The organism is Pseudomonas sp. CG7 (genome assembly GCF_023701885.1).
Lineage (GTDB): Bacteria > Pseudomonadota > Gammaproteobacteria > Pseudomonadales > Pseudomonadaceae > Aquipseudomonas > Aquipseudomonas zanjanensis.
Genome location: NZ_JABAEE010000026.1, coordinates 56,938 through 78,005, shown reverse-complemented (window position 1 = coordinate 78,005; position 21,068 = coordinate 56,938). Strand labels below are relative to the sequence as shown.

Here is a 21,068-nt window from a genome sequence, read left to right as displayed (position 1 = left end):
TTTATAACAGATCCGCCCCCCACCGCGAGCTCCACTATCCTCTTCGGCGGCAGCGGCAGATGTGTATAACCGACAGCCGCGTTGCCGACCAACAAGTCACTGCCCGAGCCACCGATGGCATTCTCAATGGTTGCCCCCTGGGCGATGGACACGTTGCCGACCATGCCGCCAACATCGGAGAACGAGGCGTCATTGAGATTGATCTTCTGGTTTTGGGTAAAGCCAGAGAAATCCAGGGTGTCACGGCCGCCCGCATCCCATACCGAAAACACGACTTTGTCCGAAGATGAAGAGGCACTGAGGAAATCGCGACCGGTGTTGGAGTTGAAACCGTAGGTCGAATCGCCGGTACGGGTCGTGGTGTTGGCACCGTAGAGTTTCTGGATGGCCGCGATGTCATCCATCAGCGGACCCGAGGCGTAGGCTTCGACGCCGCCCTTGCTGAAATTCTGGTCGGTATTGCTTTCGCTCCAGTAGCTCATGAGGCTGTAGCCACGGGTGTCCTGGCCATAGGTGGCGTCATCGTAGGTCGGGCTGCCTTCGCCGGCGTTGTAGTCACCTGGGTGGGCCAGGCCGAGGGTATGACCGATTTCGTGGGTCAGGGTCTGGCGGCCGTAGTTGTTCAGGTCCGGGTTCTTGTTCTGGGTGTAGCTGCTGTTGATCAGATACCAGGACGTCCCGTCATAACCGGCGCCAGTCCCCGGCAGATAAGCGAACGCCGCGGCGCCATCCTGGCCGCCGCTGTAGTTACCGAAGGTCATGTGACCATCGCCACCGCTGGCCTTTTCGGTGAAGGTGACATTGGCCACGTCCGCCCAGGATTGCATGGCCAGGGCGGCTTGGCCCTTCTGCTGGGCGCTGAACTGGCTGAAGCCACTGATTCCATGCTTGTTCATGGTGCTGGACGAGGCTGACGTCAGGAAGGTGTAGGTCAGCTCGATCTTGCCGCTGCCGTCCCGGTCCTGGTAAGCCGCGCCGTCGCGCAGCAACTGGGTGGCCGCCTCGTCGACGGAGTACGACGGTTTGCCGTTGACGGTCAGGTTACCGCCGCGGTCGTATTGATGACTGAAACTATTGATCTGGTTGAACGCATTACTGGGAGCGGCCAGTTGCGGCGCCCAGAACAGTTGCTCGGCAGAATCGATAGCGCTGTTTTTGACTTTCGACATAAACACACTTCCTTGTTTGCAAATGGAACAGTTTTAGTCAGACAGACGATCTCTGGCGAGATCGTCCTATCACTCGCCCAATGAGGACGTAAGAAACCTGACACAATTGGAAATCAAACGTCTAGCAATTTTTTTCGTTCAATTTCACGCCCTGCCCCTTAACGCCCCTAAACAATAGACTTCGGCCTCGCCAGTCTCCGTGTGCAACTGCCGAAACTGCGGATTGTCGGACAAAACTATATTTAAATATTAAATATCGATAACTCGCTATTTGCGAACGGCATCGCACTTTTCAAAACTAAGTGCCAGCGAAGTGCTATTAATTAATACCTACCAAGTCACCTCAAGGTTTACGTGCACACACTTCCCGCAGACAGCCCCGAAGCCAGCGATGCACCGGGTCGGCGTCCATTCGCGGATGCCAGAGCATGGCGATCGTGAATTCCGGCAACGGAAACGGCAGCGTAAAACTGTGCAGGCCGATCCGCAGGCTGGTGGTGTAGCGCTCAGGCACGCTGGCGATCAAGTCGCTGGACCGGGCCAGCCCCAACGCCGAGGAAAAACCTGGCACGCTGGTGACGATTTCCCGGGACAGGCCCAACGCTGCCAGGGCCTGGTCGATGAGGCCGTGATCCAAGCCGCGCATCGAGACCCCGATATGCCCGCCCGCTGCATAACCGGTAGCGCTCATCGCCACCTGGCTCAACGGGTGTCCGGCACGCGTCACCCCGATCAGGCGGTCGCTGAACAACGCCTGGGTTCGCAGTTCCGGGCTGGTGTCCTTGTCCACTACGGCCGTTTCCAGGTCCACGGTCCCTTCGCGCAGCGCTGTGCTGTCCCAGTCGGTCTTTTCCACGAAACGCAGCCGCACGCCGGGCGCTTGTTCGTGAATGCGGGCGATCAGGTCGATGGCGAAGTTTTCCACGAAGCCCTCACGGGTGCGCAGCGTGAAAGTCCGATTCAAGCGCCCAAGGTCGGGGATCGCCACTGGACGCAGCACCGCCTGGGCCTGTTGCACCAAGAGACTGACCTGTTCGCGCAACTCCAGCGCTCGGGGTGTCGGCACCAGCCCTCGCCCGGCCCTTACCAACAACGGATCTCCAGTGGTTTCTCGCAACCGCGCCAGTGCCCGGCTCATGGCCGACGGGCTGAGCCGCAGCCGCCGGGCGGCCCGGGCCACGCTGCCTTCGCAGAGCAGTACATCGAGGGTGACAAGCAGATTGAGGTCAGGCGAAGACATGGCGCAATCTCGAATTGGATATAGGGCGCTCTGTGCAGCTATAACCTGCAAGTGCTGCGTCTTCCGCCATATTATGCCCAGCGGTAACGTTGTGACAGCGCCGTATTGAGCGCGCGGAGACAGGTGGCACGATGAACCCCATCAACACGCAACCAAACCAGCCGGCAACCGCACCCGCGAGCCGGTCCTTTTCACCTCGCTGGGCCTTGGCGAGCCTTGCGCTCTCGACGCTGCTGGCCTCCCTGGGCGCCAGTGTGGCCGCGGTGGCGTTACCGACACTGGCCCAGGCCCTCGATGCCTCTTTCCAGCAGGTCCAATGGGTGGTGCTCGCCTATCTGCTCGCCATGACCACGCTGATCGTCAGCGTCGGCCGCCTGGGCGACCTGATGGGCCGGCGCAAGCTGCTCTTGGCCGGCATCGCCTTGTTCACCTTGGCCTCGGTACTTTGCGGCCTGGCGCCTTCGCTTTGGCTGCTGATTGCAGGTCGGGCGCTGCAAGGCCTGGGGGCCGCCATCATGATGACGCTGACCTTGGCCCTGGTTGGCGAAACGGTCGCCCAGGAAAAAACCGGCAGTGCCATGGGCCTGCTGGCCACGCTGTCGGCGGTGGGCACGGCCCTGGGTCCCTCCGTCGGCGGTCTGCTGATCAGCGGGTTCGGCTGGCAGGCCTTGTTTCTGGTCAACCTCCCCCTTGGCCTGTTGACCTTGGGGCTGGCCTGGTACGCGCTGCCGGTGCGGCAGGTGCCGCCAAAGGCCGGAACGGCCCGCTTCGACATCACCGGCACCGTGTTGTTGGCGTTGACGCTCGCCGCCTATGCCTTGGCCATGACTTCCGGGCGCGGGACCTTTGGCGAGTCGAATATTGCGCTGCTGCTGGTCGCGCTCGTGGGCGGCGGATTGTTCATTCGTGCCCAATCCCGGGCCGTGTCGCCGCTGATTCCGCTGACTTTATTTCGCGACAGGTCATTGGTCTCGGGCCTGGCGACGAGCGCCCTGGTCGCGACGATCATGATGGCAACGCTGCTGGTCGGGCCTTTTTACCTGTCCATCGCCCTCGGACTGCCGGCGGCCCTCGTCGGGCTCGTGCTGGCGGCTGGGCCATGCGTCGCGGCGCTGGCCGGGGTGCCTGCCGGACGCCTGGCTGATCGGTTCGGCGTGCAACCCATGCGGCTCACCGGCCTGGCGACCATGATCCTCGGCTGTCTGATGCTGTCATTGGTCCCCCCCGCCCTTGGCATCGCCGGCTACCTCCCGGCCATTGTAGTAACGACCCTGGGCTACGCGGTTTTCCAGACGTCCAACAACACGGCGGTCATGGCTGATGTAGCGGCCCAAAGGCGGGGCGTCGTCGCGGGGCTGCTCACCCTGTCACGCCACCTGGGTTTCTTCACCGGAGCCTCCGTACTCGGTGCGGTGTTTGCGGCCGCCGCGGCGACGAATGACATCACCCGCGCCAGCCGCGAGGCGGTGACGAACGGTCTGCACATGACCTTCGCCGTTGCCCTGGGCATGGCGATCCTGGCCCTGATCATCGCCCTGAAATACCGCGTGCCAGAGCGGTTGGGCGAACCTGAGGAGACCCCCGGTCAAGCGTGATGGCATTCTGAGCATTGCCGTTTAAGTCGTGATCCAGATCAAAAAAAGTGAACCAATCGCAAAACGGACTGAAAAAATCCACATGAGCTTCATTTTCAGGTGCTATTTTTAGTTCTCACTGGTAGAGCCAAGATGGCTCTTCCTTCCTGACATGAGCAAAAGGAAGCGCTCGATTGAAGAAGGCGGGCAACACATGAATAAAGGATCTTTCAGCAAGGTTACGTTCCCCAACGCTTGCCAGTTGCTGCGCTGGCACTTCCATCCCATGGGATTCGAAGCGAGCATGGATGCGCCGGGCAGCATGGTTGCCCGGTTGTTTGATCGTGCCAGCGGCGAGACGATGATCGCCATTGCAGGGATCCCCTGTGCGACGGTGATGAATGCGCCGGATGTGGAACGAATAATCGAGGCGGTCGAGGCCGAGCTGGAAGCCTTTGTGCCACCGGTTGGGTTGCGGCGGTTTGCTTCCTGATCGGGTTGGTTCTTTTTAATGCTAGACAAGCGGCGCCTCCCTTTTTGGGAAGGCGCCGTTTTTTTTGAGGTACATAACCGTTGCTGCGGTAACGGCGGCTTATGGTTCCGCTTTACAGCGGGTCACTATTGCGAGGCGGCCTGAGAGCCGACCTGGCTCTTCAGGTCGTACACCCATCAGATCTGTAGGGGCAAAGCTTGCTCGCGATAGCGGTGGCTCAGTCAATGAAGAGGTTGGATGTGCTGGCCTCATCGCGAGCAGGCTCGCTCCCACAGGTGATATTGGCTGTTCATGAGTTTTGTGTTCACCGCCCGGCCCATTGTGGGAGCGAGCTTGCTCGCGATAGCAGTGGTGCAGCACACATAAATACCAGCCCCGACCGCTTTTGCTTTGCTTTGGATCTTGATCTTGATCTGGGCGCCCCGTTAAACCACGCTGGCTGAACGCAGGCATTGCGCAGTGGGCATCCCGGCATGGATGCCGGGATAGCCGCGCTGGGCCATGGATGGCCCTTCGCGGCGGCCCACGGAGCAATGCCGGAGTGAGGGCACACCGAGCCTAGGCGAGGTGCCGAGTGGTGGGGCAAAGCGCTTTTGGTTACTTTTGGCGCTCTTCCAAAAGTGACCCGCTGTAAAAGCGGAACCCTAAGTCGCCGTTACCTAAATAACGGATATACACATATACCCAGGAATAGAAACCCTACCCCTTACGAACACGCCGATGGTCAACAAAAAAAGGCTTATCCGCAGCAACACGATCCGAAGCCTTAGACCCATTGGCCGCCTGCCCATCCTGCCCATCGACATACCAATAGCAATGCTGCACCGCACGAGTAATCCCCACATACGCCAAACGCAAGATTTCATCTTTTTGCGCCGTGTCGTAAGGCTCGGCATCCCCGTCCTGCCCCAGCCCAGCCATTCGATAAACCTGATTTTTGTAGGGCGAACTGCTCAAGTGCTGACAGTCACCCAACAAGAACACTGCATCAGCCTGGAGCCCCTTGGCACTGTGGTAAGTCATTTGCCTGAGCCGCCGAGCCTCGTAAGGCAAGCTAGAATCAACATTAACTACTGACTGAATATTCTTTTCTATCAATAGCTTATCGCTACTTTTTCGATACAGCATCAAGATGGAGTCACCCTTGCGATAATGCTCCTCCAATCGCAGGGCCAGTCCTTCATCGTCTCGATCCAGTACATTGACCGGACTCAGCGAACGAGGCATGCCGCTGGCCTTGGCCTTTTTACCAGGGATCGCCGCAGCGGCGCGCACGATGTGCTCGGCCGCGTCGATGATGTGCTGGTGGCTGCGATAGTTGTCGGTGAGCATGACCCGAGTTGTCGCCGGTGACGGGAATTGCTTGTTGAACGCCATGAAATAGCTCGGCGAACTGCCGCGCCAGCCATAGATCGATTGCCAATCGTCCCCGACACACAGCAAGGAGGAGCGCTGGGCGCCGCGCCCCACATGCAGCGCTGGGCCACGGCTACGGACCTCACGGAGACTGGCGCGAAGCCAGGAGACGATCTGCGGCGACACGTCCTGGAATTCGTCGATCATCAGATGCGAAAGCGGCCTGAGCAAGGCATCCCCCAGCAACTTGAAGTTTTCCGGCGAATGTTCGCTGAACAACGCGAACATGCGGTTGTAGGTCATGATCGGTGGCGATTGATCGAGTAAATGGTCTTCGAAGGCTCGCCAATAGCGACTCAACGCCTCGAAAAAATACCGATCAGGGTCATCTTGGGCGAAGGACATCCGGCCCACGGCATCCGGGACGTCAAGCCCCAGGTTCTCGATAAAGCCTGCCGCCGCGACAAAACAGTCCAGCAATGGCGCCGAACCCAGCTCGCCCTTGACCTTATAGTCGAACCCGGGCCCGGCGCTGGCATCGCCGGCCATTGTGGCCACCACGCGCTTTGTTGCCTCATAACTTTCCAGCCAAATCAGTGGCTTACGGCAGAAAGCTTGAAACAAGGTACGCTTTACCGCCCACTCCGCGCGGATACTCAACTTGGCCCCCGGACGACTGAGCCGGGCGTCTTCCCGCGGATCGAAGCCCAGCATCACCCAGGCATCGAGTGACGGTGCGTAGCCGTGACAATGGAATCGAGAACCGTTGATTTCAAAAGTCTGTCGCTTTGGCTCGATTCCCTTGATTGGCCAGGCACCGGCGCGAAACCATAGATCTTCGACGGCGTCGCACAATTCTTCGTCGCGCTGGGCCGCCAGCTCGGTGACGGCCACCCGTTTTTGCACATCCGGGTGATCGCGCTCCAGTTCCTTGAGCTGCAGGGCATGGCGGGACAACGGCTGGATCAGCTCACGGAAACGCGCGTCCCGCTGGTAAAGGCTGTAATAACAGGCGTTGAGTTGCTGGCGCTGGACATCATTGATGCGCAGGTCAAAAGGATTGTCTTGGGCGTCGTCCGCTTCGGCGCGATGACTCAGGGTCTCGAAGGCCTGGAGGCGCTCGAACCCAGGCAAGCTGCGCACCATGGGCAAGATACGCGAATGGAAGGTTCGAACCAGATCGCGAGCTTCCTTGAGGCTGACAGTTCGCCCCCACAGGCCGAACACCTCGATCAGCTTTCGAATGAAATTCTTGCGCGACTCCCGGGTAAACGTCACCACGGTCATCGAATCCAGTTCGAAGCCCAAGTAGTGGGACAGCAGCACGATGCGCAGCACCAGGGTCGTGGACTTGCCCGCGCCGGCCCCGGCGACCACCGACGTGGACGGTGTGTCGCTGAAAATCATCTTCCATTGCGCTGCACTGGGTTGTGCATGCGCCGGCAGCAATCGAGCAACGTCCGCTTTGATGCGTTTCTTCAACTCGGCGGTCAGTGGCAGACGCCAGTCGTCGAACAACAAATCATCCACCTGGGGGGCCGGGTGCTCCGTGCTACGCGAATCGCGGATCAACAGCACCTGACGGCCCTCTTCAAGCCCTTCGGCCCTGCCTTCCTTATAGCCATAGTCGAAACCGGCGGTATGGCCGCTGCGAAAGCCATCGGCCTGGCCGTGCAACCAGGACGCCCGGTGCTGGGCACGCAGGCGCGTCAGGCCATGGCCGAAGAATCGAGCGGCCAGGCGCTTGAGCAACGGCATCTGGGCCAGGGGTAACAGCTCGGGGGGAAGATCGGGAGTGTGTTGCGACACGTGGGACTCCGGTGTTCAAGAACCATGACGGCTATGGTGTCTGTATTTGCCGCCAGGTTCCACCCAAAAGCTTTTAAGTCATGGGTTTAGGTGATGAAGTGAACGTTGGCTCGTGATTTTATATCTAAATAAACGATAGGATTGAAACGTTTTTTACGCTTTTTATCGATGATTTCCTTCGCGAAAATAGCGCCATCATCCCTCGCTTTCGCTTTTCAGCGAAAAGGACACGAACATGCTCGAACTCAGGCCCTTCGCCACCTTGGGTGCCGCCAACCACGGCTGGTTGGATGCCCACCACCATTTTTCGTTCGCCGAGTACTACGACCCGCAACGCATGAATTGGGGCAATCTGCGCGTCTGGAACGATGACGTCATTGCCCCCGGCAGTGGTTTTCCTCAACATCCGCACCGGGACATGGAAATCATCACCTATGTTCGCGAAGGCGCCATCAGTCATCAGGACAACCTGGGCAACAAGGGCCGTACGGAGGCTGGCGACGTACAGGTCATGAGCGCGGGCACCGGGATTGCCCACAGCGAGTACAACCTGGAATCGACGGCCACGCGCATTTTCCAGATATGGATCATTCCCAACGAAGAAGGCCTGGCACCGTCATGGGGCGCCAAACCGTTTCCCAAGGACTCGCGCGAAGGTTTCGTGACCCTGGCCAGTGGCAAGGCCGGCGATGACCAGAGCCTGCGTATTCGCGCCAACGCGCGGTTGGTAGCGGCCAACCTCAAGGCGGGTGAAAATGCGGAGTATCGGCTGGACGCCGGGCGACGAGCTTATCTTGTGCCAGCCACAGGACTAATAGAAATCAATGGGTTACGCGCACAAGCTCGAGACGGTGTTGCGATCGAAGCTGAACAGGTATTGCGAGTGACCGCGATCGAAGACAGCGAAATCGTGCTCGTAGACCTGGCTTGACCCCTGCGCCACTAGCAGCACTGCGCCTCTTGCTCTTGTGGCGAGGGAGCTTGCTCCCGCGGGGCCGGGCCGACGCCTCGGGCGCAGCGGGCCCGCTTTTTTGGCGGTCGCTGCGCAACCGAGCGGGAGCACGCTCCCTCGCCACACGTTCACATCACAGGCATCACTTGCACAGGCATTACTTGCTAGTGATAGCCCCATCCACCAACGTTTGCGCCTCAGCCACCAACTGCTTGAGGTGCGCATCGCCAATGAAGCTTTCAGCGTAGATCTTGTAGATATCTTCAGTACCGGACGGACGCGCCGCGAACCAGCCATTTTCGGTCATGACCTTCAGGCCGCCGATGGCCTGGTCATTGCCCGGCGCATGGCTGAGGATGCTCTGGATCTTCTCCCCTGCCAGTTCGGTAGACGTTACCTGATCCGGCGACAGCTTGCTCAACAGCGCCTTCTGCTGCGGGTTGGCCTTGGCATCGACGCGTACCGAGAACGGTTCGCCCAGCGCGTCGGTCAAGGCGCGGTAGGCCTGGCTCGGATCGCGACCGGTGCGGGCCGTCATCTCCGCCGCCAGCAACGCCGGAATCAGGCCATCCTTGTCGGTACTCCAGACGCCGCCATCCTTGCGCAGGAACGAAGCACCGGCACTTTCTTCACCGCCAAAGCCCAGGGAGCCATCGAACAGGCCATCGGCACACCATTTGAAGCCCACCGGCACTTCATAGAGACGGCGCCCCAGGCGCTTGGCGACGCGATCGATCAGGCCGCTGCTGACCACCGTCTTGCCCACGCCAGCATCGGCGCGCCATTGCGGGCGGTTCTGGAACAAATAGTCGATCGACACTGCCAGGTAATTGTTCGGCGCCAACAGGCCGCCGGACGGCGTCACGATGCCATGGCGGTCATGGTCCGGGTCGCAGGCGAAGGCCACGTCGAAACGCTCCTTCAGGCCAATCAACCCTTGCATGGCATGGCTGGAGGATGGGTCCATGCGGATCTGCCCGTCCCAGTCGACGGTCATGAAACGAAAGGTGGAATCCACGTGGGTATTCACCACCTCAAGGTCCAGGCGGTAATGCTCGGCAATGGCTGGCCAGTAGCGCACGCCCGCGCCACCCAACGGGTCGACACCCAGGTGCAGCCCGGCGGTGCGGATGGCATCGAAATCGATGACATTGATCAGGTCCGCCACGTAAGTGTTGACGTAGTCATGGCGGTGGGTGGTATCGGCCTTCAGGGCCTGCTCGTAACTGACGCGCTTGACGCCGGCGAGTTGGTTGGCCAGCAGTTCGTTGGCCTTGGCTTCGATCCACTTGGTGATGTGGGTATCGGCCGGGCCACCGTTAGTAGGGTTGTACTTGTAGCCACCGCTTTGCGGCGGGTTGTGGGACGGCGTGATGACGATACCGTCCGCCAGGCCCGCCGAGCGGCCACGGTTGTAGCAGAGAATGGCGTGGGAAACCGCTGGCGTCGGGGTGTATTCATCCCCCTCGGCGATCATGACGGTCACACCGTTGGCCGCGAACACTTCCAATGCGCTGGCGCCCGCCGGGGTCGACAGCGCGTGAGTGTCGATACCGACGAACAACGGTCCGTTGATACCCTGGGCTTCGCGGTACAGGCAGATCGCCTGGCTGATTGCCAACACGTGCCACTCGTTGAAGCCCAGGTCAAAGGAGCTGCCGCGGTGGCCGGAGGTGCCGAACGCCACGCGCTGGGTTGCAACCGAGGCATCGGGTCGGCCGGTGTAGTAGGCCGTCACCAGTCGCGGGATATCGATCAACAACTCTGCCGGTGCCGGCTTGCCCGCAAATGGACTGACTGTCATGCAAAACCTCTGAGTGGAATGGCTCGGGAAATAGGGTGCAGTTTACTGACAGTTCGACCATGGCGCGCCGGGTTCGATCCATCGCCGCCGATTACGATTGCTCGAGCCTCAGGGCGTCGGTCAACGCGCAGAGTGCCGCGTCCAGGTCCTGTGGCCCATTGAGCGTATGGGTCAGGCGCATATGTTGCCCATACAGGCCATGAAGGCTGAACAGTTCTCCGGGCGCGATGACGATTCGCTGGGCCAGGAGCCGACGAAACACCCGCCGCAAGTCGACCCTTCGCGTCGAGCGCATCCAGATCGTCGCGCCACCTTGGGGTTCCACCCATTGCACGCTATCCCCCAGCCGCTCGCGCAGCAGTTGTGTGGTCGAAACCGCGCTTTCGCGCAGCAGGCGCCGCAACACCAGCAAATGCTGGTCAATCCGACCGTTGCTGTACAGCCGGGCGATGGCTTTCTGGCGAATCGGCGACAGGCGAAACGCACGTAGCAGGAAATGTCGCTGTAGTTGCAGGGTCAACTGGCGCGACAACACGTAGCCGTACGGCGCCTCTGGGCCGATGGTCTTCTCGAACGTGGAATAGACGATCAGCCGATCCGGGTCGAGCAAGTCCCGAAAAGGCGTCGCCCCGGCCTCGAACGCCAAGTCTGTATGACTGTCGTTCTCCAGCACCCACGTGCCGTACCGTTCCAGCAACTGCGCGATGGCACGACGGTTTTCCTCGGGAACGAACGACCCCGTTGGCATGTTCAGGACCGACGACAACATCACCAGGCGTACCGTTTCGCTTTCCAACAGTTGTTCCATCTGCTCGATATCGATTTCCCCGCCGGCCAGCAGTGGCAACTCGATGAGGTTGATGTCAGCGGCCTGGAGCAGGCGCAACACGACCCAGTCACAAGGCGATTCGATCAGCACGGTGGCGCCCCGAAGTGCCAGTACGCCAATCAGGATCTCCAGGACACCCCGCAGGTCGGCACCGATGTAGACGTCATCGGCATTCCAACAACGGGCCGGCGAAGACGTGTAGCGGGCCGCCAGCGCGGTGCGCAGTTCCAGCTCGCCCCAGGGTTGCGAAGGCATCTGCGAGGAGCGTGGATACTGGCGCAGCAGCTCGCGCTCGAGCAACAACATCGGACTGTCCAATGGCTGCATCGACGCCGGCTCATCCGCGCTGAGCACCAGCATGCCTGGCCGTCGGGCGTTGACATACAAGGTTTCGAGTAGATCGCCGCCGCCGTCCAGGGTAGTCGTGCTGGGCGCCGGCAGTGCGTAATAACCGGATTTGGCGATCGAATAGACCCGCCCTTCCTTCTCCAGCAATGAATATGCGTACTGAATGGTGGATATCGACACATTCAGACGCTCGGCCAATTGCCGCAACGAGGGCAGGCGCACCCGCGCATCGACCTCCAGTTCGTTGATCAGCGTGGTCAGGTAGCGATAAACCGCCTGGTAGGCGAAGTCTGTCTCCCGGCAGCCTTTCATCGGATCACGCCAGGAGAGCGGATTGCAGCCGGCCAGGTCGCAACACCGGGCATCATGATCGGGCGGGAGGTAGACGACTCCATCAAACCGCGTTCCTCAGTGCCTTGCCGAGTGTTCGTGCGGCTCATCGACGGCTTGCCCGGCTTCTGCCGTGTCGATGTCGTCGAGGGCCTGTTGCAGATCGCCGCCCGGAACCGTTTCCGGTTGGTCCGGCGATGCCACGTTCGCTTGGTACAGTTTGCCAAGGACTCCGACGGGCAGGCCACTGACGTCGACCATCCATTGGGCGATCTGATCGGCAACGGGCGCGCCCTGCATGGCCTTGTGCAGGTCCGGCAGTGCCACCAGCATGCCGGGGTGGCAACAGCGCAGGAAATGTTCCAGGCCCGCGCCCTGCCCCACGAACGGGGCGAACAGCATGCACACCAGTTGCGTTTCACTGAGCCCGAGGATTTTCTGCGCTTCGAGGGCGGCGTAGGCGCGGCGGTCGGGAACCGACGAAGGTGAGCCAAACAGCGCCCGAGCCTGCTCGCAGGCATGTTCCGGCAACTGCTTGCGATGCATGATCATGATCGCCCGCTGCACGTAGTCGCTGTACCCCGTTTCGTAGCTGCGCCCCTGCACGTAGCAGGCCTGCAGCCCATGCAGATGAGCCGACAGCAGCGGGCTCAGGTATTCGTTTTCGATCGCCGAGGGCATGAGGTGGTCGGTCCGTACTCGCAGGAATTCGTTGAACAGCGGCCAATTGGTACCTTCCTGGCGATCGACGATCAGGTCGTCGATGCCAATGTGGCTCATCCGTCGACAGGCCTCGTAATGCCCCTCGGGTTTCCATGCGCCGAGGCGCTCGGGACCGTAGAAATGTTCGTAGAGATCGTTGTTCAAGGTATCGAGGTGCGCAAAGAGACTGTCGAAACAGCCAATGTTGTCGATCGGCAGGCCGATCTTGCGGGCCGCGCGGCGCAGGCCTGAGATGAACAGTTTTTGCTGGCGCGGTGTATCGCTGCTGACCATCGAATCCACGCCAGGCTCCCAGCGGGCCATGTGCCGATAGAACTCGGTCATCGCCAGGTAGCCTTCCCCCCCGATTTCAAGGGGGCTGTCGACCGAGCGAAGGTGCCCCAACGCCAGCAGATCCATGCGATTGGCCTCGTGCCCCGCCACCGACAAGGACTGCCGGTGGTTGAACGGCAACACCTCGCGGTTATCCGCCATCAGCAATTCGACCCGGGGATCGTCATAGACAAACAGCGCGCTGTAGCAGCGATGGATGTTCTCCAGTGTCGCCTGGGTGGTCTCGCTCAAGCGCGGCGTGGCGACGCGCAAAGCGAAGGTCACCGGATGCCGGCCCGCGATGCTGAGCTGTGCGGCCCGCAAAGCGGTCAGCACGTAAAAGCCCTCCCGGCTTCCGTTCTGGACCGTCAACACCCGATAATCACCAATCCGGTCAATGCCTCCGGCGGCGACAATCAATCGTTGGATCAAAAGCTGCAACGCAGTCCGTTCGGCCCGCGAATAAAAACCCAACAAGCGTTGCAGTATCTGTTGATACACGTGAGTCATTGCCTGCTCATGAATTGCACTCATAGCTATTTACCTGAAATTCAACTATCGGCGCCGCACCCGCACCAACGTGACCGCGCGACGTGTTGATCTGAATGGATCGTTCTAGTACTCAAAGAGTATTAGCAATACGCTCAAGCAGTGCTTGCCGTAATTATTTGATACATACGCAGAGAGCCACCCGACACTCCTTGGTTCCCCCGCCGCGGACCGCGTAAATACGGGGCCTCGCCAAGCCAGGGGCACGTCCTAGGAGATTTCCGACAACGTCCCACAGATAATGAGTACGCGAAATAAGGAACTTGCCGAACTTGAATAGACCCTCTACCCCGCCTCGTTTTCCAAAGGTTTGATAGATAGCCCCGTTCCAATAAACGCTCGTTGCACCTTGAATGGGTCTTGAAGGATGAAGGCCTTCGAAAAAGTTATACCGCACCACGACTTCTTCCTTGATATGGAAATCAAGCGTTCAATTATCAGGACTTAAATAACGATTAGAAGATACAGATTGGGGGCAAAAACCAGTTCAGATGTTGACCTGCCGGCCGTTTCGATCCTGGACGAACCGGGACAGGCCACTGATGGGTGCTGCAAGACACGTACACACCGCCGCCAGCCAGCGGATGCGGGGGGGAGAAAGCAAGGACGGGGATCAAGCCGAAGGCAGCGCAAGAGCCCGGGCGATGACTCTTGCGCAAGACAGGTATCAGGCGGGGTCGACGACCTGAAGGGCAACGCGCTCGCGGCAAGGGCATTCGCCCATGTACCGGTGAGCTTCGACAAACTCGGAGAACGGGAAGACCCGCGTCTTGAGGGGCAACAGCACGCGATCGGCGGTCAGTTGATTGATATCACGCAATGCGCGTTGCAACGCCACCTGGTCCTGGAGGATGCCCAGTTCCGGTTTGCCGGTGAAATTACCGATGCAGTGCACGAAGAACTGAATGTTCTTCTGGAACGCCGCGCAGGCCGGGAACGGTGTCTGGTTGCCACCCTGCAAGCCGTACAACACCAGGCTGCCACGGGGTGCCAGCACATCGCCCAACAGCGACATCTGCGGCCCGCCAAGGCCATCGAACACTACATCGACGCCACGATTGTCGGTGAGCTTGTTGATTTGCATCAGCAAGTCCTGCTCTTCGGTGACGATGACTTTCTCGGCACCCAGCGACAGCAGGTATTCACGTTCGTCCGCCGTCTTGGTCGCCGCAATCACCCGCACCCCCAGGGCCTTGCCCAGTTGGACAAAGGACGGGCCGGCACAATGGCTGGCATCGGTGACCAGGGCGAATTGCCCCGGTTTGACCCGCGCCAGGTCCATGTAGGCGAAATAGGCGATCAGCAGCGGCGTGTAATGCACGGCGGCTTCGATCGGGCTGAGCACGTCGGGATAACGGGTCAGAGCGGTGCGCGGCAGCACGATCACTTCGCCGTACACCGGATAATCATTCGGGCTCTCGGCCGGGAAACTGGCGACCTTATCGCCCACGGCCAAGTCATCGATGCCGTCGCCGACGGCCGTGACCACGCCGGCCATCTCATGGCCCAGGCCTGAAGGCAGGCGTGCCTGGGACGACGCCAGGTTCTGGCGCCACAAGGTGTCATACCAACTGATGCCGATCGCTTCGACGCGGACCTGCACTTCTCCTGGCGCAGGAAGAGCCGCCGCATGCTCTTCGCATTTGAGCACCTCGGCACCACCAAACTTGTGAAAACGGATCGTGCGGGACATCGCAAACCTCGTCAAAGTAACCTCTAATGCCATGAACTCTATCCGGGCTTTGTAGCCAAGACCATCAGTGGCTATTAATAGTCGACATGCCTGTCATTGATTCCGCAGCAAGAAAACCGAACCAGTCCTGTAAGACTTATCCCTAAGAAAATGCATTTACCCGATGCAGAGTACCAGCCTTTCCCCGTAAGATTCATGCCGGCCATTGTTCCCATATGGCCGCCGACGTCAAGCTTGCTGAACCTGCCAGGACCCCAGATGAATCGTAATGACCTGCGGCGTGTCGACCTGAACCTGTTGATCGTGTTCGAAACACTGATGCATGAACGCAGCGTGACCCGCGCGGCCGAGAAGCTGTTTCTCGGCCAGCCGGCCATCAGCGCAGCGCTGTCGCGCCTGCGCAGCCTGTTCGATGACCCGCTGTTCGTGCGCACCGGCCGCAGCATGGAGCCTTCGGCCCGGGCGGTCGAGATCTTCGCCCTGCTCTCCCCAGCCCTGGATTCGATTTCCACGGCGGTGAGCCGCGCTGCGGAGTTCGACCCGGCCACCAGCACCTCGGTGTTTCGCATCGGCCTGTCGGACGACGCCGAATTCGCCCTGCTGCCGATGCTGCTCAAGCGCCTGCGGGCCGAAGCGCCAGGCATTGTGCTGGTGGTGCGCCGGGTCAACTACATCCTGATGCCAGGCTTGCTGGCATCCGGTGAAATTTCCATCGGCGTCAGCTACACCGACGACCTGCCGGCCAACGCCAAGCGCAAGGTCTTGCGGCGCAGCATGCCCAAAGTGCTGCGGGCCGACACCGCACCGGGGCGACTGACCCTGGCCGAATTCTGCGCCCGCCCCCACGCCCTGGCTTCCGTCGCACGGGACTTGCGCGGTTTCATTGATGAGGAATTGGCGAAACTCGACCGCAAGCGCCATGTCGTGTGGGCCGTGCCGCAGTTCAACGGCTTGAGCACGCTGCTGTCGGGCACCGACATCATCGCCACCGTGCCCGACTACACCGCCGACGCACTGACCGCCGCCGGTGGCGTACGCGCCGAAGACCCGCCCATACCGGTACGCAGCTTCGAACTGCACATGGCCTGGCGCGGGTCCCAGGACAACGATCCGGGGGAGCGCTGGTTGCGGTCGCGGATTCAGATGTTTTTCGGGGACCCCGATAGCCTGTAATGGAATTCCATTAAATTCCATAAAACGTTTTATAACAACAAGTTACTAGTTATTTAAGTCCATTGCCGCCTGTCTAAATCCAATGGATTCCACGACTCATGGGGGCATAATTGGGGGCAAATTTCGGTTCCTTAAAAAGGATGCCCCCACCGATGCCCCCAGACAATGTGGTTGTTTTCAAACGAAAACTCAGCGATGCCTTGATCCGCTCTCTGACCGAACCAGGTAAACACGCCGATGGCGAAGTTCCTGGCCTCTATTTGGAGGTCAGAGCGTCGAGCAAGGTCGGCAAATCCCCTTCCAAGGTTTGGCGATTGAAGTATCGGCGGCATGGGAAGGAAAACCGCGTCTCCATCGGCGCTTACCCCGACATTGGCCTCAAGGAGGCGCGCGACATTGCCCGCGGCGCACGCCGCGACGTGGCTAACCACACCGCTCCGCTCAAGGCCAAGACCGCCAAGATCGAGGCACAGTTGCTCAATGAAGAGCGCACCTTCGCTTACGTGGCCGAGCAATGGTTGGCATTCAAGTCAGCCGACCTGGTGACCAAATCCATCTCGGGCTTTACCGGAGCGCTGAACAACCACATCTTGCCTGCCATTGGCAAAAAACCGATCAGCGAGATCAAGTTGGAGCACATCACTACGATCATCACCGAGTTGCGCCGCCAGCGCACCATGGCCATGGCCCGACGCGTGCGCACCATCATACGTGCCGTTCTGGGCTTTGCCGAAGGTCGCGGCTGGGTGGAGCGCAACGTGGCTCTCAGCAACATTGAGGAGTTGAAGATTCGCCACATCGTGACCAGCAACCCGGCGATCGAAAGGCCATCCGACCTAGGCAGGCTTCTTATACGCCTTGATGACTGCAATGACGGCAGCGTTGCCACCGCAATGCGCCTGCTGGTCATGTTGCCGGTCCGCCCAGGCGAACTGGTGCAGATGCGCTGGGAAGATGTCGACTTGGTGGGCGCCGATTGGCGTTATGTGGTGAGCAAGACCAAGCATCTGGACAAGAGCAAACACATCGTGCCGTTGCCTGAACAAGCGTTGGTTCTGTTACGCGAGCTACGTAAAACCCGCGTGGTGGATGAAGAAGGCAAAGGCTGGGTGTTCGTCTCGCCGGTCTATCCAGGACGTCCCATAAACCCAACCTCCATGCTCAAGTCCTTCCAGCGCATCTGGCCGGAGTACGACATCACTGCTCACGGCTTTCGCGCCACCTACCGGACCATCGCTCACGAGCACCTGGGTATTGACCCAATCGTGCTCGAACTCTCGCTATCTCACCGTATGCCAGGTGCGCTGGGGGCTGTGTATGCACGCGCTCAACTGCTAGTGCAACGCAGGGAGGCGGCTCAGCAATGGGCGAACTACTTAGACCAGTTGCGGCAAAACGCGGCGCGAGCCACCACCGATTGATGATGCAGAGAAACCATTAAAAAAATTGGAGAGGGAAACGAGACTCGTATCTGGTGTCCGACCCATTGAAATCTAAGGGGGTTCTTTTCTTGCCGGGGCAGGCAAAGACTTGATTCTGGACTTGTTCCCGGTAGGTATCAAGAGCTAAAAAGTGATCCCCGTACGAGGTAATCAAGAGCCCTTGGTATCCAGCTGAGTATTTCCGCTCAAATGGTCTCCCTTCTTAACTCAACATCGCTCCCCTGATTGGATGACAGATCTATACTGCTTCAGCGATTGAAAAAACGTATCAATGCGTCGGTTGAGCTCGTCGCGTGCGCTGGCTGATTCGTCAGGGTTGCTTGTCGATAGCATTTTCATCACTGAATAGCGGGTGTAGGCGAAAGCCAAAATTATGTCATTTCCTCGCGCAATACCGGTCAGGAAATGATTCTCGATTTCCAAACCTGCGCCACGAATTTCGTACATCTGTTTCAAACTGAAAAAACCAAGCCCTAAGATGAGAAAAACCACAACCGTAAAACAGGCCAAGGTGCGCCTAGCAATTTTTTAACGCCTAAGAAATATAAGAACCTCTGCGCGAAGTTAAGGTAAGCGCAAGGGCGCTTAGAATTTGATAGCAAGCAATCGAGATGGCGCGAGTTTTCTCCATCCTCAAACCAAAACGAAGCTGATAGCACACAGGGTTGAACCTTGGAGAAGCATAGCTGATTTCAAAGAAGCCCTCCGTAGTGGCAATATCGCATCATCTAGTAGGTATATGTTTAAAAAAACGCAGAATTTAAGAAATGCGCAAGAAATTTCGCTTTAGGGCCACGACGCCGCGACAAAGGACAAATATAGTGCGATGCCACCCTTAACATTGAGAGCTACACATGTTTAAGCTTAAAACTTACTATCTCGCGGCGATGACCAGTTGCGAAAGACTTACGGATGGAGTCATACAAAATTCCAACGCTATAATGGCCTCTGTACAAGTAATAGAGGAAAACTTTCTGCGCGCAAGCAAGTCTGTTGCCAACGCCACTGGCGCAGGTGACGCTAAAACCTCCAATCAGCCCATATCAATACCAGCCGTCATCCTCGAAAAAGAAATGTTAAATCTGGTATTTTCGCTATCTGAGCTTAAGAGCGCAGTGCAAACTCGGTTGAGCTCAACGCTCCAGGATCTCAACGTAAGCTTGACTGACGCCGCCGGAGCGAATCCTATTATTTCCGACCCGGAAGTGTTCAAGGCCTATCAGGAGTATCGGGAAGTGCTAGTGAAATGCATCCAAGCTCTAGAGCATTTCAGAGACGAGCTTTTTGAGCCGCAAAACATCTAAAAAAACAGTCACTGATAACGTGGATGTTAAACTTGTCAGAATTCAAACATCATGAGATCTCTTATTTATTCCACGGTACGTTCAAAAGCTTTTATATTTGCACTGTGGCAATGGATGATTCCAAGGCACTATACTGGGCAGCGGCAGATGCCGGATTTAGATCTATACTCAAAGTTCGGTTGAAAAAATCGATTGGCATCACTAGCGCAGAGATACTAAGCTTAGGCATAACCAATATGGCATGGAATATGGGGTGACGCTTAAGAAGCGGGAAACCCAACTAGTTTCTTTACGCTTTGGCATAGAAGGACGAGGGTTAGCAAAAGCAGATCCCATGATCATGGATTCAAATTCTGAGGTCCTTTCAGAATACTCTTGGTGAGATGCACTTCACATTTCACAGTGCCCTAATAACCGCGTAAGGCCGCGTGGCCCCGGCGTGCTGTATAAGAGGCTAGTGAGGCGTGCGGGCGATAGCAGGATGCGGCAGCGCGGCAGCGCGAGAAGGACGTTGGTCAGACAACAAATCAATCCGATTAATGACATGATATAACATCAGCTACCGTTTTGCTGAGATTTTAGCGATGGATATGTACCGATTCTCTCATCTGTTAATTCAAAGTACGGAAATTGCAGCTTGCCATTTCCAAGCTCATGATAACGACATGGAGATCTTTCCAGGTCACGGCGGGCAGTTACATTACCAAAAAAAAGCTTGTATTCTCGGGAAGTCGTTCGTCAGTTTGACGATTAGCCACACTGGCTGGGGCTACGAGATGAGAAACGAAACGAATGGCTTTCTAATCACCATTCCTCACGCAGGTGAATTCACTTGGAGAACTAGCGTTGGTAACTATAGAGCTACTGCTGGCACTCTTGCAGTTGCTGATGTGCGCGAAATATCTGCTTCACATTATGCTCCGGGCATCACATACACCACTGTATATATAGACAACTCGGACATGTTTAGATACCTCTCGGCTCTACTAGGAGCACCACCTAAGACCAGAGTGTATTTCGATAAGCCCAACCCAGAGGTATGGAAAAGTCGGTTTATACTAGGACTTGTAAATACGATCTTTGATCTAGCCGAAAACTCTCGTGCCCCGTTAGAGAAAGTGGCGAGTAGCTTAAAAGAAAGCATGGTTGGATTTGTGCTATCAAATTTCAACAGTAATTACAGTCGCGCGCTCGATAGCGCAGTTGGGGTAGCCATTCCGACACCGTTTGAAATAAAAAAAGCGGCAGAGTATATGACTGCAAATGCAGATCCCGAATTAACAGTAGGTGAAATCGCCATATTTGCTGGAATAAGCGTTAGATCACTGCAAACCGGTTTCAAGCGCTATAAAAACATGAGTCCAATTGAATTTCTTAGAAACGAACGATTGCTTAAAAGTAAAGAACTCATTTCAAAGGGAGGGGCTCTCGCTCGTCCGCAAGAGGTGGCTTGTCAAGTAGGGTTTTTGAATTACCATGTATTCTGTAAATACTACATGCAGGCGTTTGGTGAGCATCCTACCGTCACATTTCAGAAGTCCAAAAGATCGTTTTTATAAAACGACTTAACTGGTCTCTAGACTGATAGCGTGGGTCATCCGCAACCGGTACCGCGATGCATTGCTAGAAATGCTTAGCTGGTAGAAGTCACACACTGTACAGCAGCTCAGCTATAGCCCGTATTTTAGTTTATTTCGGCGACTTCTCAGGTCTGTTTCCCCCAGTGGTCATGGATCTGGTTGGTGCGCGGCCCCTACTTACTCCTTGCACCATCGTAAACCTACCGCCACAACGTCGTATGAGCTACGGCAGTCTGATCACCCACCTTAGGTACTAGTTAACTCAATCAAGGACCAAGCTACTGGCTTCACCCTTTTCTTCGGCCTTATCGACCAAAAATTTCATGATGTTTTCTCACGTCGATTCTCCTACATCCCGGTCCATGTTTACCCACAACATGCCTCGGCT

16 protein-coding genes are annotated in these 21,068 nt (G+C 57.8%); 8 read left to right on the top strand and 8 right to left on the bottom strand.

Annotation, left to right across the window (positions count from 1 at the left end; genetic code table 11):
- A partial coding sequence (locus tag HGO40_RS13210) for a serralysin family metalloprotease (protein WP_250963353.1) occupies positions 1-1,169 on the bottom strand: 1,169 nt, incomplete at its 3' end.
- Positions 1,170-1,512: 343 nt separating this feature from the next.
- Entirely contained in the window at positions 1,513-2,409 is an 897-nt protein-coding gene (locus HGO40_RS13205; protein WP_250963352.1) for a LysR family transcriptional regulator, read from the bottom strand.
- Between the two features lie 131 nt (positions 2,410-2,540).
- Between HGO40_RS13205 and HGO40_RS13200 the strand changes: the two genes are divergently transcribed.
- Positions 2,541-4,004, top strand: coding sequence for an MFS transporter (locus tag HGO40_RS13200; RefSeq protein ID WP_250963351.1), 1,464 nt, complete (start codon positions 2,541-2,543; stop codon positions 4,002-4,004).
- Positions 4,005-4,197: 193 nt separating this feature from the next.
- Positions 4,198-4,476 (top strand): DUF1652 domain-containing protein, encoded by a 279-nt coding sequence (locus HGO40_RS13195; RefSeq protein WP_250963350.1) that lies wholly within the window; start codon positions 4,198-4,200, stop codon positions 4,474-4,476.
- Positions 4,477-5,175: 699 nt separating this feature from the next.
- Here the strand turns inward: HGO40_RS13195 and HGO40_RS13190 are convergent.
- A complete protein-coding gene (locus HGO40_RS13190) occupies positions 5,176-7,641 on the bottom strand; it encodes a UvrD-helicase domain-containing protein (protein WP_250963349.1) in 2,466 nt (821 codons plus the stop codon).
- Positions 7,642-7,876: 235 nt separating this feature from the next.
- On the opposite strand from HGO40_RS13190, the gene HGO40_RS13185 reads away from it, so the two are divergent.
- Positions 7,877-8,572, top strand: coding sequence for a pirin family protein (locus HGO40_RS13185; RefSeq protein WP_250963348.1), 696 nt, complete (start codon positions 7,877-7,879; stop codon positions 8,570-8,572).
- Between the two features lie 178 nt (positions 8,573-8,750).
- Here HGO40_RS13185 and pgm read toward each other — a convergent pair whose 3' ends face one another.
- From pgm to HGO40_RS13165, 4 genes are all read right to left on the bottom strand, one after another.
- On the bottom strand, positions 8,751-10,397 hold the full coding sequence (gene pgm, locus HGO40_RS13180; RefSeq protein WP_250963347.1) for a phosphoglucomutase (alpha-D-glucose-1,6-bisphosphate-dependent): 1,647 nt from the start codon (positions 10,395-10,397) through the stop codon (positions 8,751-8,753).
- Positions 10,398-10,488: 91 nt separating this feature from the next.
- Positions 10,489-11,886, bottom strand: a complete 1,398-nt coding sequence (locus tag HGO40_RS13175) for an aminotransferase-like domain-containing protein (RefSeq protein WP_250963346.1) — start codon at positions 11,884-11,886, stop codon at positions 10,489-10,491.
- 96 nt (positions 11,887-11,982) lie between these two features.
- Positions 11,983-13,473 (bottom strand): hypothetical protein, encoded by a 1,491-nt coding sequence (locus tag HGO40_RS13170; RefSeq protein ID WP_250963345.1) that lies wholly within the window; start codon positions 13,471-13,473, stop codon positions 11,983-11,985.
- Between the two features lie 682 nt (positions 13,474-14,155).
- On the bottom strand, positions 14,156-15,181 hold the full coding sequence (locus tag HGO40_RS13165; protein ID WP_053119386.1) for a zinc-dependent alcohol dehydrogenase family protein: 1,026 nt from the start codon (positions 15,179-15,181) through the stop codon (positions 14,156-14,158).
- A 258-nt stretch (positions 15,182-15,439) separates the two neighbouring features.
- On the opposite strand from HGO40_RS13165, the gene HGO40_RS13160 reads away from it, so the two are divergent.
- The gene (locus HGO40_RS13160) at positions 15,440-16,354 is read left to right on the top strand and encodes a LysR family transcriptional regulator (RefSeq protein ID WP_250963344.1); all 915 of its coding nucleotides are present in this window, start codon (positions 15,440-15,442) and stop codon (positions 16,352-16,354) included.
- A gap of 152 nt (positions 16,355-16,506) precedes the next feature.
- Complete coding sequence (locus HGO40_RS13155; RefSeq protein ID WP_250963343.1) at positions 16,507-17,775, top strand: tyrosine-type recombinase/integrase; 1,269 nt, start codon at positions 16,507-16,509, stop codon at positions 17,773-17,775.
- A gap of 228 nt (positions 17,776-18,003) precedes the next feature.
- On the opposite strand, the gene HGO40_RS13150 is transcribed toward HGO40_RS13155, so the two are convergent.
- Positions 18,004-18,306: an MCP four helix bundle domain-containing protein gene (locus tag HGO40_RS13150; RefSeq protein ID WP_250963342.1), complete on the bottom strand. Its 303-nt coding sequence runs from the start codon at positions 18,304-18,306 to the stop codon at positions 18,004-18,006.
- 344 nt (positions 18,307-18,650) lie between these two features.
- Here HGO40_RS13150 and HGO40_RS13145 point away from each other — a divergent pair, with 344 nt between their 5' ends.
- The 3 genes from HGO40_RS13145 (at position 18,651) to HGO40_RS13140 (ending at position 20,659) form a co-directional block, all read left to right on the top strand.
- Positions 18,651-19,100 (top strand): hypothetical protein, encoded by a 450-nt coding sequence (locus HGO40_RS13145; protein ID WP_250963341.1) that lies wholly within the window; start codon positions 18,651-18,653, stop codon positions 19,098-19,100.
- Between the two features lie 23 nt (positions 19,101-19,123).
- On the top strand, positions 19,124-19,357 hold the full coding sequence (locus HGO40_RS30655) for a DUF6555 family protein (RefSeq protein WP_353050727.1): 234 nt from the start codon (positions 19,124-19,126) through the stop codon (positions 19,355-19,357).
- A 327-nt stretch (positions 19,358-19,684) separates the two neighbouring features.
- Complete coding sequence (locus tag HGO40_RS13140; RefSeq protein WP_250963340.1) at positions 19,685-20,659, top strand: helix-turn-helix domain-containing protein; 975 nt, start codon at positions 19,685-19,687, stop codon at positions 20,657-20,659.
- Positions 20,660-21,068 lie beyond the last annotated feature (409 nt).